Raw genomic sequence first — 13335 nt, 5'->3', positions numbered from 1 at the left:
TCAAACTCTTCTAGAAGCGGTAAGTGAGGTCGACGAGCAGGCGCAGATCGGTTTCGCGGTCGCCGTCATAAGGCCGGTTGATCACGCTCAGCAGGCCGCCCACCTCCAATACATCGTTCCAGCTGTAGCGCTGGCCGTAACCCAGCAGGCCGACGCCGCCGGTCCCGTGATCACGCTGGCTGTAGGTGCCCGCACCCGCCTGGAACTGCTGACTCCAGGAGGTTTCGTAGCGGTGATAGAGCACGTGGTTGACGTTCACCGTCGGCAGCACGCTGAAGTCGGATTTGGGGTTGAAGTACGGCACGTCGCTGGAGCTGGAGTTATGGCTGGTGCCGACCTCCAGGCCGAGGTCGACCTGCAGTCCAGGCGCGCGATAAACACCCTCGCGACCGGTGAGCAAGGCTTCGACACGATTGTTGCCATCGCTGAAGTGCGAGGGGCTGACCGCCAGTCTCCACTCTCGGCTCTCATTGGCGCGCCAACGGATGAAGCCGCTGCCGCCATTGGCGGTAATGTCGCTGTTCAAGGCCCGCAGCGGCGTCTGCGCCGACAGGTATTCGAGGCTGCCGCCGTACTGCCAGTGATCGTCGATGTCTCGGGCAATCGCCAGGCGAGCGCCCTGTTTGTCACCGAAACCGTAGGAATGGTTGGAGACTTCCGCTTCCAGGGTCATGTCGCGGGTTCGACGCTCAAGCCCGACGCGCTGAAAACGATGGTGGCCGGTGCCTTCCTGGAAGTCGCCGGTGGCGTAACCGGCACCGGCGAACACGCGCCAGTCTTCATCGATGGGTGGACTGTACAGCGTGGTTTCGATGCCGAAATCGCGACTGCCGTTGACCGCCCCGGCGTCGCCGTTGCCCCCGCCATAACTCTTGCCGCCATAGGCCTCCACCCGCAGCTCGGCCATGTCATGGACTGCACGCTGACGCTGCAAACGCTGGACCTGACGGTTGTTCGGATAGCGCGCGACCACATCGTCGGTCAGCGCATCCATCTGCCGCCATTCCTGCAGATCCATGGCGGTGTGGCCTTGCGCAATTTCCAGGCCGATGTCCCGCGGCGCCATGCTCTCGGCTTCCTTGAGCTGATTCTCGGCGCGTCGTGGCCAGTCCCGGGCCAGGTACAAATCGGCCTGGGCCAGACGCAGGCCGAGGTTGCCGGGCGCCTGCTCCACCAGCGTCTGCAAACGCTGCTCGCCCGACGGCAGGTCAGCGCCGTAGGTGCCGGCCTGGGCAGCGAGTTGCTGCGCGTCCATCCATTCATCGTTGGGATTGCCCACCGGCAAACCCTTGAGCTCGACGCGCGGTTTCTGAGTCTTGGCCAGGTCTTCGGCGATCTGACGCGCTTCATCGGCCTTATCGCTTTCGAGCAAGGCGTAATAGAGCGCGGTGCTGTCTTCCAGGCGGTCGCCGACATCGGCATCCGGCGCCACCAGCACCTGACGATACACATCGGTGGCGATTTCTGGCTGACGCTGGTCCAGATAGGACGACGCCACCCAACGCAGGGCGTAGGTCGGAATCTTCACGCCTTCGGCGAGCAACTTCTGGTATTCGACGATCACATCGGCGGTGCGCGCACGGGCCTTGAGGGCGCCCATGCGGTCGATTCGCCAGCGGATGACGTCATCGTGGGCCTGAGGATCCGGCGTCCAGGTCGCCAGCAACTGGTCGTAATCGGCCAACGCCCGATCAGCGATCACATAACGTTCTTTTTCGCTACGAGTGGCCAGCTCGGCCAACCGCACGCGCTCTGCGGCCAGATCACCTTCAAGACGTCGCAGCGTGACCGGATCCAGCAACCCCGGTCGCTGACGCGCCAGGCGCAAGGCCGGTTCCGGCAAACGGGCGCGTTGCAAGGCAATCACGTATTCCCGAGCGACGTCGGGCTTGCTGCCGGCGCGGATGAAGGCCTGGTCGTATTCAAACAATGCGTCGTAGGTGGCACCGGCGCGGGTCAAGGCGTAGGCCAAGGCCAGGCGGCGGGAAGGATCATCCGGTTTCGCCGCCACCAGCGCCCTGGCGCGGGCAACCGCCTCGTCAGGTTTACCGGCGTCGGCCTGGGTCATCGCCAACCCCAGTTGTAGATCGGCATTTTGCGGTTCAAGGGCCAGGGCCTTGTTGTACACCTGGGTCGCCGAGTCCCAGCGCTTGAGGTTGCGATAGGCGCGCGCGGTGGCGGTCAGGGCCTGAACCGGCAACGCCCGATTGTGCCCCTGGGTTTCATAGACCTGGACCACTTCGGCATCCAGCCCAGCCCAGCTGGCGATCTGCAGGTGATCGCTGATCTGGCCGGTGGTGGCCTGGCTTACCGGCACCTGACGCAACGCGGTCAGCGCAGGCGTGTAATTGCCGGCCCGGGCATCGCGAACCATTTGGTCGTAGGGGGTGTCGGCGAGCGCCGGCATCGGCCACAGCAACTGACCGCAGAGCGCAACGCGAAACAAGGGGCGCAACCCACGATGAATAAAGGGACCAGCAAAACACGGCATTCGTCAGCATCCTTACATGGCTAGCCGGGTCGCAATGTCCCTTGCCCATTCGTAACGAGAAAAGCCAGGTCGAAAGACCCAGCCAAGCTTTATCGACATAGTCTTGCATGCAAGCGTAGTCGACTATTCAGAACACAATAATTATTCAGATTCCTGACGTTGGGGCCCTTCTTCAATGCCAGTCAGCCAAACGCAGACACCTGTGGGAGCGGGCTTGCCCGCGATAGCGATCTATCAGCTCACATCTCTATCGACTGACACGACCTCATCGCGGGCAAGCCCGCTCCCACAGGTTCCGTGCCTTGATTGACTGGCATTGGAACCTCCTCCCCCTCTCCTCGTTTCAAAACCCCAGACAGCAAAACGCCCGACGTCTGCGTGTTGCAGAGGCCGGGCGTTGCGCGCAAGCCTGCGGTTTTACTGGATGGTGACGTCGCCAGTGCCGCCGAGTTTGCTCATTACGAAGCCGACAAACTCCTCCAGGGTCATTTTCTGGCCGTTGAAGTCCACCTGATTATTGGCGTAGTGCAGTTTGGTGACGACGTTGTTACCGTCCAGTTTCGCCAGTTGCGTGCCGACCGCCATGCTGCCGAACATGTCGGCGGTTGCACTCGCCTGATCGGCAATGAGCTTGGCGTCGGTCTGGCCGTCGATTTGCGACTGCACGGTGAGCACATCAACCAGCATTGGCTTGGACACCAGTACGTTGAAGTCCAGCAGCGCGATCAATTGCTTGACCAACTGGTCTGGCGGCAGGTCCATGGACTGCGGTTTGGTCAGGTCCAGCACCAGGTTGGCGCGGCTTTCGCCGTTGCTGGTGTTGAACGACAGGTTTTCCAGGGCCACCTGCGGGCCGGCGGCCAGCAGTTTCTCCAGGCCGATTTTGACTTGCGCCTCTTCGGCCGGCGTCAGGTTCAGCTCCGGCGCCGGTAGACCAGCGGCAGCAGCTTCAGTGGCGGCCTTTTCGTACGGTTGCAGTTTGGTCTGGTAGATCTGCATCAGCGACATCGTTGACGGGATGTCGAGGTTTTTCAGGCTCATGGCCATCTGCGCGGAACCGATAACCTTGCCGTTCAAGGACACTTCACCGACCTTGTAATCGGCACGCCCCGAAGCATTAGTGCCCGACTCCTCGGTCTTGTTCTTCATTTCAAAATTCTTGAAACCGAGTACCGATTGCTTGGGACCAAAGGTGGTTTTGCTGTTGGTCAGCTCGAGGGTGTTGTCGCCGACGTAATAGCCGTAGGTGCTTTTGTTCAGGTTACTGGCCAGGGTCAAGCCGTTGAGTTCGACCTGCACCGGGGTCTGATCTTCGGCCACGGTGGTCAGCTTCAGGCTGTCCATGTAACCGTCAGCCTTGACCTTTTGCGCCTGGGCGCTGGCAGCCACGTCGAGTTTCAATCCGGAGAACGTCAGATTGGACTTGTCATCCAATGCTGCTTCCAGCGGCAGAAATTCGAGGGTGCCCTTGGTGGAGTTGTCGTAGCCGATGTTGACCACGCCTTTGACCGGGGAATGGTCCTTGGCGGCCGCGAACCACTTCTCGGTCAGTGGGGTCTTTTCCAACTCGTAGTGACTGGTGGCCAGGACCGGCAACCATTTCAGCGATACCAGACGCGAGAACGGCAGCGGACCGTGTTCGATACGGTCGACGAACAGCAACTCGACCGGCGCTTCACCAAACATCTCGCCTTCGCCCTTGAGGCGGTAGTGCGCGGTGCTGCTGAACACATGGCGGTCCAGCGACACCAGCTCCAGCGACGCCGTACCGTTGGAACCAGCCAGCGCGGCTTGCAGCTCTTTGTTGGCGTCGGCGATCGAGGTGTTCAGCACCCCATCGAGTTTGCTGCCGGTGTACCACGCACCGCCGGCACTGATTGCACCGATGGCCACGACAATTCCTAGAAGCACGCCTGCTGATTTATTCATGAAGTACCCGTCAATGTCCGTTGTTGAAAGTGTGGTCGTCTTCCCTGAACCCATGACGGGTTGCGGTCACGACTGCGCTAAAAGTGGGATGGAGATTAGCATTTGCGCCGCAAAGCGGCCCAATGATTAAAGGTGAAAGAGTGTCCATGGACCGCGTAGAAGGGGCGAGAGTTTCGGCGGCTGTAAGATTGCCATCGCGGGCAAGCCCGCTCCCACAAGGATTGCGCTGAACCTGTGGGAGCGGGCTTGCCCGCGATGGCGTCAGTCCAGCCAACCTCAATTCACGAATACTGCACTTCAATTTCATCAAGCTGATGATCAAAACTCTTCAGCCGCGCTGTCCACGTATACACCAGCACTTCAAAATCCCGATTGATCACCGCCCCGCCGGTCACTTCCGCGCGCGGGTCGCAGAAATCCAGCTGATAGCGTTCACGGGCCATGGCGTTGGCGACATCGGACAGCTCTCGCGCATTGTTGAGCCAGTGCCACCCCTCGTCGGCCACTTGCTTATCCAGCGCCAGGCATTGTTTTTTCAAGGTTTCGAGGCTTTTTTCCAGCGGCGTACCGGTGAGTTCGCCCATGACTTCCTGGAACGTGCGCCCCGGTTGCCAGTAACTGCCCCAGAAATACCGGTCGAACACCGTTTCGACGCGACGCAAAGCCACTTTGGTGTCCCAGATCTGCACCAGAATCTTGCCTTGTTCGAGTTGTCGTTTCTTGATGCGCTGGCCCTGTAATGAAGCCCAGGCGACCACCACGATAGCCATCGCGGCGATCAACGCCGCCGCGCTGTCGAGGAATATCAGCGCCGTGTCGAGCTGGTGGGCGAGCATGACGCCGTAGAAATAGGTGGCCGACAGCAAAACCAATGCCGCAATGGCGCACCAGAAGCCGGGAGCATAAGGGTTTTTCATTATTAGATCCCCATGACCAACGCAAGCCTTGATCGATGGGTTCGCCGCGCGCCCCCATCAACTCAAAGCATAGCAACGGCCTCAGGGTTTGCCGGGTTGTGAGCCTTGCGTTCGTCCGCTTTCCCAGCCGCCGCCCAAAGCCAGGAACAAATCGATCTGGCTCATCGCGACTTGAGTGTTGGCCGAAGCCAGTTGCGCCCGTACGTCGGTGTAGGTGCGGGTGGCTTGCAGGTCCGCCAAAAACGACGCGCGGCCAGCCTGAAAGAAGCGGTGGGTCTGGTCTGCCGCCAGTTGCGCCGATTGCTCGGCATCTGCCAACGCATCGCGGCGCTGAAGTTGCGCAGAATATTGCGCCAGGCCGGTCTGAGTCTCGCGGATGGCGTTGAGTACCACGCCATCGAAATGCGCCAGCGCGCCTTGGGTCGCTGCCTCGGCCTCACGGATTCGTGCGCGGGAGCCGTTGGACGGCACGGTCCAGCTCAGCAACGGGCCGAACCCCCAGCGATTGGTCGCCGGTTTACCGAGGTTTTCCAGAATCCCGACCGAGCCAACGGTCGCGCCGATGCTGATGTCCGGGTACAACTCGCCGGTTGCGATGCCGATACCGGCCGTCGCGGCCGCCAATCTGCGCTCGGCCTGCCGCACGTCGGGTCGACGCTTGAGCAACGTGGCGCCGTCACCCACCGGCAACAATTGCGCAATTTTTGGCAGCTCGGCGCAGTCGCTGGTGCCCGCCGGCAATTGCTCGACCGGTTTGGCCAGCAGCATCGATAAGCGGAACAATCCGGCCTGACGTGCCGCTTCATAACGCGGCAATTCGGCGCGCAAGGATTTGAATTGGGTTTGTGAACGGGTGACCTGGGTTTCATCACCGCGCCCGGCATCGCGCAAGCGCTGGGTCAGCGTGGTGCTCTGGGCTTGCAGATCGAGGGAATGCTGAGCGATCTCCCGCTCTTCGTTGGCTGCACAGACTTGGGTATAAGCCCGCACCACATCGGCCACCAGCGTGATACGCGCGGTGTCCGCTGCCGCCTGGGTCGCATCGGCATTGGCTTTGGCCGCTTCGATGCCGCGCTGCAACGTGCCGAACAGGTCGAACTGATAGGACGTAGTGATACCGATGTCACCGACGTTGGCCACCGGCACTTTATCCGCCAGCAAGAATGCCTCGCCAGACTCCTGCAAACGCTGGGCACCGACTTTCACGCCGCCGCTCCAACCGCCCGCCGCCTGCGCTTCGTCGACCTGAGCGCGAGCCCGCGAAAGATTCGCCGCCGCCACCCGCAAATTGGTGTTGGAGGCCATGGCCTGCTGCACCAATTGGTCCAGTCGCGGATCCTGATACAACCGCCACCAATCGCTGGGCACCGGTTCCGAGACGACATTCTTGCCGTTCACCGCCAGATCACCCTGAAAGTCTTCACGGTGCACGGCGGCCTCGTCCGGCAAGTGATAATCCGGCCCGACCACCTGACAGGCCGACAGCAACAGCCCTAACCCGGCCATCGCCAAACCCGACGTCCTGCTCATTGCGCCGGCTCCCGGGCTTGATCGTCGATGATCGACACCGTGGCCGTGCGGCCGGCAATCATGCGGAAGTCCGCTGGCACCTCGTCGAAGGCGATACGCACCGGAATCCGCTGCGCCAGCCGCACCCAGCTGAACGCCGGATTGACGTTGGGCAACAGATTGCTGCCACTGCTGCGGTCGCGGTCTTCGATACCGGCGACGATGCTCTCAACGTGCCCACGCAGACGGGCGCGGTCGCCGACCACGCGAATATCGACGCTCTGGCCGACATGAATGCCGTCCAGTTTGGTTTCTTCGAAATAACCATCGATGTGGAAGGAATTGCTGTCCACCACCGACAACACCGGCCGCCCGGCGGTGACGAACTCCTGGGAACGCGGCGCACGGTCGTTGACGTAGCCATCCACCGGGCTGCGAATCAGCGAGCGGTCGAGGTTGAGCTGGGCGCTGTCCACCGCCACCTGCGCCTCCATTAACGCCACTTCGGCGCGCGCGACACGGGACTGACTTTCTTCCAGTTGCTCGGCGGGCACCAGATTGCCGAGGCCACGGTTACGCTTAGCCTCGCGCTGAGCCTGGGCCAGGGTTTCCTGACGGTCGGCGACGGCCGCTTTTGCCTGGCGTAGCGCCAGTTTGAAACGGTCCTGATCGATGCTGAACAGCACTTGGCCGCGTTTCACCCATTGGTTGTCGCGCACCTCCACTTGCTGGATCAGCCCCGACACGTCCGGGGCGATCTGCACGATGTCGGCGCGGATGTGCCCGTCCCGGGTCCAGGGCGCGAACATGTAATACATGACCATGCGCCAGACCACGACAACGGCGAAGGTCACGATCAACAGCGTCAGGACCACGCGGCCGAGGGTCAAAAAAGGTTTTTTCATGTCATCAGGTATCGACTGAGTGAGTCCACGGCGCCGAGGAGCAAGGCGTAGAGACCCACGTTGAACAATGCCCGGTGCCAGACCAGACGGTAAAAGTGCAGGCGCGTCAGCAACCCGTGCACCAACAGGTACAACACGTAGGTAATGCCCATCAGCACCAGCAGCGTGGGCAGGAACACCCCGCTGATATCCAGATCACCGATCATAAAGGCGCTCCATCGATGCCATGGGGAAGCGGTTCTTCAAGCTCGCCCGCGCCGACGAACTCCACACCCGGCAGCAAGGCCAGGCGCAAGCCGCTCAGGGCGTGCAGCAAATGCAGACGGGCGCCGTCATCGCACTTGGTGTCGAGGGCGCGACGGGTGCGGTCGAGGGTCATCAGCAACGGGCTCGGCGCTGGCAAGCGTTCGTCTGCCTTGAGGCACGCTTTGAAGTACTCGCCGACTTCGCCCACCACTTGTTGCAGCAGCACCTGCGGCACGCCCACCACACGCGGCGTATAGGCCAGCAGGTCGAGCAGGTTCAGGGCCACGCGAACTTCCCGCAGTGCAATCCCGGTGTCCTGGCCGGTCATGGCCAGCCGCGGCAAGTGCTGCATCAGGCGATCGAGGACCTGCACGCCCAATTGTCGGTGTTCGGCCAGCGTGGCTGGCTCGGTCAGGCTGACGATGTCATGCCAACTGAAGCGGGTCAGGCGCTTGGCCGCCAGTTCCGCACCGAATGGCCGGGCGATCAGGGTCCAGATGAACGCGAACAGCAAGCCCATGGGCCCGGCCAGGTTGGAGTTGGCGAAGCTGAGGAAATCCGCGTCGTAGGCACCCTGAATGCTGATGAAGGACGACGTGTTGACGATGGTCAGCAACATGCCCAGATAGAAGCGCGGCTGCACCGTCAGAGTGCCGACGCAAATGAACGGGATGGCAAACGCCAGCACCAGCATCGGGAAGTCATGCAGGTTCGGCAGGATCAGAAACAGATAGAGGCTGGCGAACAGCACCGACATCGCGGTCCAGAAAAAGAACCGGTAGATCTGCGGCGCCGGGTCGTCCATCGAAGCGAAAAAACTGCACGCCACCGCCGCCAGGATCACTGCGCTGCCACCGTCGGTCCAGCCGAGCAGAATCCACAGCACCGAGGCGACGATGATGGCAGTGACCGTGGACGCGGCCGAATAGAGCATCAAGCCACGGTCGAGAAACGGCGACAGCCGACCGAGGCGCCAGTGCCGATACACCGCGCGCCAACTGTCCTGGCTCTCGCACTGAATGGCATATTGCAGGCTGCGGCAGTCTTGCCACACATCGATCCATTCGCCGAGGCGATACAGCGCATTGGAAAACAGCAACTGCTTGCGATCGTCCAGCGCCTCGGCACTCGGTTGCAGCGCTTCGAGCTGGTTTTTCAGGGCTTGCCAGCGGTCGAGGTCCGCGTCTTTGTGGTCAAGCCATTCGGCGGTCGCGGTCAGCAGTGGCGCGAACTTATCCACAAGCTCCGGCGTGCGTCGCTCGAGGGCATAGAGCGCGTCGTCGAGGGCATCGATCACCGGCAACAGATGGATCATTCGCCCGCGCAGTTCCTTGGTATTACGCACTGTCTGCGGCCGCGCGCCCTCGTGGGGCAACTGCCCGATCATCAATTCCAGGCTGTTGAAGTTCGCCACCATCGATGAACGCAGGGCGCTGACTTCGTCCGGCTGCACGTTGCGACTGAGGAAACGCAGGCTGTAGGTCGAGGCATCGGCGAACCATTTATTCACCGAATCGTTGAACACCGGTGCCAGCCGCCGTGGCCAGAACATGGCGCCGACCACTGCCGCGCAGGCAATGCCGAGAAAGATCTCTTCGGTGCGCGCCTCGGCCACATCCCACACCGCCAGCGGGTTATCCACCACCGGCAGCGCAATCAGCGGCAAGGTGTAACCGGCGAGCATCAAGGCGTAGCTGTTGGCCGTGCGCAGGTGCAAGGACAGGAACAGCAGAATTCCGGTCCACAGCGCGATGACCACCACCAGCACATAAGGGCTCTGCACAAACATCGGCACGAAAAAAGCCGCCGCCGCCGCACCGAGCAAAGTGCCAACGGCGCGGTACAACGCCTTGGAGCTGGTAGGGCCGACGAACGGGCTGGAAACGATGTACACCGTGGCCATCGCCCAATACGGACGAGGCATTTGCATAAGCATGGCGATGTACAGCGCGATCATCGATGCCGCGAACGTGCGCACACCGTAGAACCAGTCCCGCGCCGGGGGCACGCCAGTGAAAAATCCGCTCAAGGTTGAGCCACCGCAGGATGGTTGGCCGCTTCGAAAGCTTTCAGTACCCGCAGCGCCGCTTCCAGATCACTCGGGGCGATCCCTTCGAGCACTTCATGGCGCAAACGCACCAACTCGATTTCGACTGCCTGCACCAGTTCGCGACCGGTCTCGGTCAGGCTCAGGCACTTGGCGCGGCGGTCTTGGGTGTCTTCGGTACGACAGACGTAACCGGCATGGCACAGCTGATCCAGCAAACGCACCAGAGAAGGACTCTCCATCCCCGCCGCCTGCGCGACCGTCACCTGCCGCACACCCTCACCCAAACGCCCGATCATCAACAACGGCACGGCGCAGGCTTCGGAGATTCCATAGTTGACCAGCGTGGTCTGGCAGATCTTCCGCCAATGCCTGGCGGCCACCACCATGGCGCTGCTGATGTTCATCTGGAGAGCGGCGAGATTCTTTGGCATGAAGGGAGGCACACACTGTTAGTTTGCTAACTATCAATATGGCATTGGCGGGGAAAGTTGGTCAAGTTTTGAAACAATTCTCATGCTGGCAATGAGTTTTCACAGGTCCTCAAGACTGATTGGTTCGCCAGTTTCCTGATTGCGAGCGCGTATGAGCGTTGCAAGGTCGACATCATCCAGGCGGTCCAGCATCGCTTCATAGAGATCCGCCGAAACCAGATACGCCCTGATTCGATTGTTATCCACTACCGCGACTGGCCCGGCTTGTGTATCCCGCAAGACAGCACCGACGTTTTTAGCCAACTCGGTGATGCTGATGATTCTTTCGGCCAAAACATATTGCATGGGTCAGTCTCATCTTGGGATTTGTCGCCATGGAAGCTACTTCAAGCAAGTTAATAAGACCCAGAAGAAACCTGTGACGAGGTTTTTCGTTTACACCCCCCGCCCCTTCCTCAGCAGCACATCCAGCTGATCCACCACCTCCGCCCAATCCGCATCATCCAGAATCTCCTCACGCAGCAGCTCTGCCTGGCTCTCGCTCCAGAAGAACGCGTCCGCCAGGTGCAGTTCGGGTTTGAGTGGTGAATGGGTAGCGATGAATTTATCGATGCTTTCGGCGTCATCAGACAGGCCGAGTTGTTTGAACAGAGATGGGAGGCTGTGGGTTGGGGATTCCATGTTTGGCTCCTTCGTGATGGCTACTAAATGGGGGTGACCGCTACGCGGTCAATCGCGGGCAAGTCCGCTCCCACAGGGTTTTCGCAATTCCTGTGGGAGCGGGCTTGCCCGCGATTGACGGCAACGCTACGCCGACAGACTCAACTCGCACACCTCGGCATGCGGCACCATTTTCAAGAATTCCGGTACGCTCATGTGTACCAGATTGTTGTGGTTGCCGGCTTCGAGGTAGATGTCTTTCTGCCGGGTCAGCTGTGGGTCGATGACCATGTCCATCCCGTAGGATTCACCCAGTGCAGGCACGGCGCCGCGTTCGCAATCATCGAACAGGTGCGGCAGGTTGCTTTCACGGGTGATTTGCCATTCGCTACTGCCACGTACTTTGCTCAGGTCCAGGTGACGGCTGGCGGGTAGCACGGCCATCAGGTAATGCCCGTGGCGATCGTCGAGAATCACCGATTTGGCGACCCGTTCGGCAGGAATGCCCGCGAGCCGAGCCGTTTCAAGGCTGCTGGCCGAGTGCGGGTGGGAAACGATGTCATAGTCGCAGTGCGCCTTTTCCAGGCTGTTCTGCACGGTTTTAGCCATACGCATGATGCACCTCGGTGTCCGCAGCAACGAATCGCGGACGATGGTTAACTTTTTGTCTCCCTTAAAAGTCTAGGCCCGCTGGCGGGATCCGGCGTGAAATCCGCCCGTCGGACGCTGTCGACAACTGGTCAAAATTCATACAAGTGCAGGCTCAACTAGACTTGTATACAGAGCTACGAACAGCTCGCGGACGGATGACTCTCCCGGAGGGTCAAGTGAACACTCGTTGCTGTGCAATTGCGCTGCTGTTGGCCTTGAGCGGATCGGTCTTCGCAGCGGACACCGTCGTCCTGCTGGTTCCCAACCCTATCGGGATCTGGCTGATCACGTTCGGCATAGCGTTTCTGATTGCCGAGGCGGCCTTGCCCAATTACGGCGTGGTCGGTCTGGGCGGCATTGTGATGTTCGTGATCGGCGCGGTGATTCTGACCAATACCGAGGTCCCTGTTCCCCTGATGATCGGCCTGGGGTTGATCAGTGCTTTGCTGCTGATTTTCCTGCTGATCCACGCCTTGAAAACCCGACCGCGCCGCAACGTCAGCGGTGATGACGAATTACTCGGCAGCGTGACGCCGGTAACGTCGTTGCAGGCTGGCGATGCGTATATCGGCTGGGTCCATCTGCAAGGCGAACAATGGCAGGTACTGAGCGAAACACCGCTGCAACCGGGTCAACAGGTCCGGGTGGTGGCACGCAAGGGTCTCCTGCTGGAAGTGGCCGCGGCTGACGCGGTGCCCGCAATGAACAATGATGGCGGAGGATAGTCATGGGCCTGCAACTGGGTTTTGCCGCGCTGCTGCTATTGCTGATTGCACTGGCGGGGTCGACCTTCCGCATCCTGCGCGAATACGAACGCGGCGTGGTGTTCCAGCTCGGACGCTTCTGGCAGGTCAAAGGCCCTGGCCTGATCCTGCTGATTCCGGTGGTTCAGCAAATGGTTCGCGTCGACCTGCGTACCGTGGTACTCGACGTACCGCCGCAAGACGTGATCACCCGCGACAACGTCTCGGTCAAGGTCAATGCGGTGCTGTATTTCCGCGTGCTCGATCCGCAACGGGCGATCATTCAGGTCGAAGACTTTCTCATGGCCACCAGCCAACTGGCGCAGACCACGTTGCGGGCGGTGCTCGGTAAACATGAACTCGATGAATTGCTGGCCGAACGGGAGCGGTTGAATGTCGACATCCAGCAAGTGCTCGATGCTCAAACTGACGCCTGGGGCATCAAGGTGGCCAACGTCGAGATCAAGCACGTGGACCTCAACGAATCGATGATTCGCGCCATCGCCAAACAGGCCGAGGCCGAACGGGAACGCCGGGCCAAGGTGATCCACGCCGAAGGCGAATTGCAGGCCTCGGAAAAGCTCATGCAGGCTGCTGAAATGCTCGGCCGCCAGCCGGGGGCCATGCAATTACGTTACATGCAGACGCTGAGTTCGATTGCCGGGGACAAGAGTTCGACCATCGTTTTCCCGCTGCCGATAGAGTTGCTCAAGGGGATGGCGGATTTGTCGTCGAAACCTTGATGCACCGATGACCTGTGGCGAGGGAGCTTGCTCCCGCTCGGCTGCGTAGCAGTCGTAGAT

At 60.8% G+C, this 13335-nt stretch carries 13 protein-coding genes; 2 read left to right on the top strand and 11 right to left on the bottom strand.

Annotated features, from left to right (window positions below; genetic code table 11):
* Positions 1 to 10: 10 nt before the first annotated feature.
* From pgaA to AB3226_RS15585, 11 genes are all read right to left on the bottom strand, one after another.
* The gene (gene pgaA / locus AB3226_RS15635) at positions 11 to 2491 is read right to left on the bottom strand and encodes a poly-beta-1,6 N-acetyl-D-glucosamine export porin PgaA (RefSeq protein ID WP_367373697.1); all 2481 of its coding nucleotides are present in this window, start codon (positions 2489 to 2491) and stop codon (positions 11 to 13) included.
* 417 nt (positions 2492 to 2908) lie between these two features.
* Positions 2909 to 4420, bottom strand: a complete 1512-nt coding sequence (locus AB3226_RS15630) for a YdgA family protein (protein ID WP_367373696.1) — start codon at positions 4418 to 4420, stop codon at positions 2909 to 2911.
* Positions 4421 to 4701: 281 nt separating this feature from the next.
* Positions 4702 to 5337 (bottom strand): NADH:ubiquinone oxidoreductase subunit N, encoded by a 636-nt coding sequence (locus AB3226_RS15625; protein WP_367373695.1) that lies wholly within the window; start codon positions 5335 to 5337, stop codon positions 4702 to 4704.
* A gap of 81 nt (positions 5338 to 5418) precedes the next feature.
* Positions 5419 to 6867, bottom strand: a complete 1449-nt coding sequence (locus AB3226_RS15620) for an efflux transporter outer membrane subunit (protein ID WP_367373694.1) — start codon at positions 6865 to 6867, stop codon at positions 5419 to 5421.
* On the bottom strand, positions 6864 to 7751 hold the full coding sequence (locus AB3226_RS15615; protein ID WP_367373693.1) for an efflux RND transporter periplasmic adaptor subunit: 888 nt from the start codon (positions 7749 to 7751) through the stop codon (positions 6864 to 6866). Before AB3226_RS15615 ends, AB3226_RS15620 begins: the two co-directional genes overlap by 4 nt.
* Positions 7748 to 7957: a DUF1656 domain-containing protein gene (locus tag AB3226_RS15610; protein ID WP_030128598.1), complete on the bottom strand. Its 210-nt coding sequence runs from the start codon at positions 7955 to 7957 to the stop codon at positions 7748 to 7750. Before AB3226_RS15610 ends, AB3226_RS15615 begins: the two co-directional genes overlap by 4 nt.
* On the bottom strand, positions 7954 to 10026 hold the full coding sequence (locus tag AB3226_RS15605) for an FUSC family protein (protein WP_367373692.1): 2073 nt from the start codon (positions 10024 to 10026) through the stop codon (positions 7954 to 7956). The genes AB3226_RS15610 and AB3226_RS15605 overlap by 4 nt, the downstream gene beginning before the upstream one ends.
* Positions 10023 to 10451, bottom strand: a complete 429-nt coding sequence (locus tag AB3226_RS15600) for a MarR family winged helix-turn-helix transcriptional regulator (RefSeq protein WP_367375805.1) — start codon at positions 10449 to 10451, stop codon at positions 10023 to 10025. Before AB3226_RS15600 ends, AB3226_RS15605 begins: the two co-directional genes overlap by 4 nt.
* A gap of 126 nt (positions 10452 to 10577) precedes the next feature.
* Entirely contained in the window at positions 10578 to 10823 is a 246-nt protein-coding gene (locus tag AB3226_RS15595) for a type II toxin-antitoxin system Phd/YefM family antitoxin (RefSeq protein WP_367373691.1), read from the bottom strand.
* Positions 10824 to 10913: 90 nt separating this feature from the next.
* Entirely contained in the window at positions 10914 to 11159 is a 246-nt protein-coding gene (locus tag AB3226_RS15590) for a DUF2789 domain-containing protein (protein WP_367373690.1), read from the bottom strand.
* Between the two features lie 126 nt (positions 11160 to 11285).
* Positions 11286 to 11753, bottom strand: coding sequence for an aminoacyl-tRNA deacylase (locus tag AB3226_RS15585; protein WP_367373689.1), 468 nt, complete (start codon positions 11751 to 11753; stop codon positions 11286 to 11288).
* Positions 11754 to 11965: 212 nt separating this feature from the next.
* Here AB3226_RS15585 and AB3226_RS15580 point away from each other — a divergent pair, with 212 nt between their 5' ends.
* Positions 11966 to 12514, top strand: coding sequence for an NfeD family protein (locus AB3226_RS15580; protein WP_367373688.1), 549 nt, complete (start codon positions 11966 to 11968; stop codon positions 12512 to 12514).
* 2 nt (positions 12515 to 12516) lie between these two features.
* Positions 12517 to 13275 carry a slipin family protein gene (locus AB3226_RS15575; protein ID WP_008009522.1) on the top strand — a complete coding sequence of 253 codons (759 nt, stop codon included), beginning with the start codon at positions 12517 to 12519 and terminating at the stop codon, positions 13273 to 13275.
* Positions 13276 to 13335: the final 60 nt, after the last annotated feature.

It is taken from the genome of Pseudomonas lini (assembly GCF_964063345.1).
GTDB lineage: Bacteria > Pseudomonadota > Gammaproteobacteria > Pseudomonadales > Pseudomonadaceae > Aquipseudomonas > Aquipseudomonas lini_B.
This window is presented reverse-complemented; position numbering and strand designations above follow the sequence as displayed.

Excerpts from the sequence above, each read along its gene's own strand:
- AB3226_RS15615 (WP_367373693.1), bottom strand. The coding sequence starts at position 7,751 with ATGAAAAAACCTTTTTTGACCCTCGGCCGCGTGGTCCTGACGCTGTTG.
- AB3226_RS15590 (WP_367373690.1), bottom strand. The coding sequence starts at position 11,159 with ATGGAATCCCCAACCCACAGCCTCCCATCTCTGTTCAAACAACTCGGC.
- pgaA (WP_367373697.1), bottom strand. The coding sequence starts at position 2,491 with ATGCCGTGTTTTGCTGGTCCCTTTATTCATCGTGGGTTGCGCCCCTTG.
- AB3226_RS15595 (WP_367373691.1), bottom strand. The coding sequence starts at position 10,823 with ATGCAATATGTTTTGGCCGAAAGAATCATCAGCATCACCGAGTTGGCT.
- AB3226_RS15620 (WP_367373694.1), bottom strand. The coding sequence starts at position 6,867 with ATGAGCAGGACGTCGGGTTTGGCGATGGCCGGGTTAGGGCTGTTGCTG.
- AB3226_RS15610 (WP_030128598.1), bottom strand. The coding sequence starts at position 7,957 with ATGATCGGTGATCTGGATATCAGCGGGGTGTTCCTGCCCACGCTGCTG.
- AB3226_RS15625 (WP_367373695.1), bottom strand. The coding sequence starts at position 5,337 with ATGAAAAACCCTTATGCTCCCGGCTTCTGGTGCGCCATTGCGGCATTG.
- AB3226_RS15600 (WP_367375805.1), bottom strand. The coding sequence starts at position 10,451 with ATGAACATCAGCAGCGCCATGGTGGTGGCCGCCAGGCATTGGCGGAAG.
- AB3226_RS15630 (WP_367373696.1), bottom strand. The coding sequence starts at position 4,420 with ATGAATAAATCAGCAGGCGTGCTTCTAGGAATTGTCGTGGCCATCGGT.
- AB3226_RS15575 (WP_008009522.1), top strand. The coding sequence starts at position 12,517 with ATGGGCCTGCAACTGGGTTTTGCCGCGCTGCTGCTATTGCTGATTGCA.
- AB3226_RS15585 (WP_367373689.1), bottom strand. The coding sequence starts at position 11,753 with ATGCGTATGGCTAAAACCGTGCAGAACAGCCTGGAAAAGGCGCACTGC.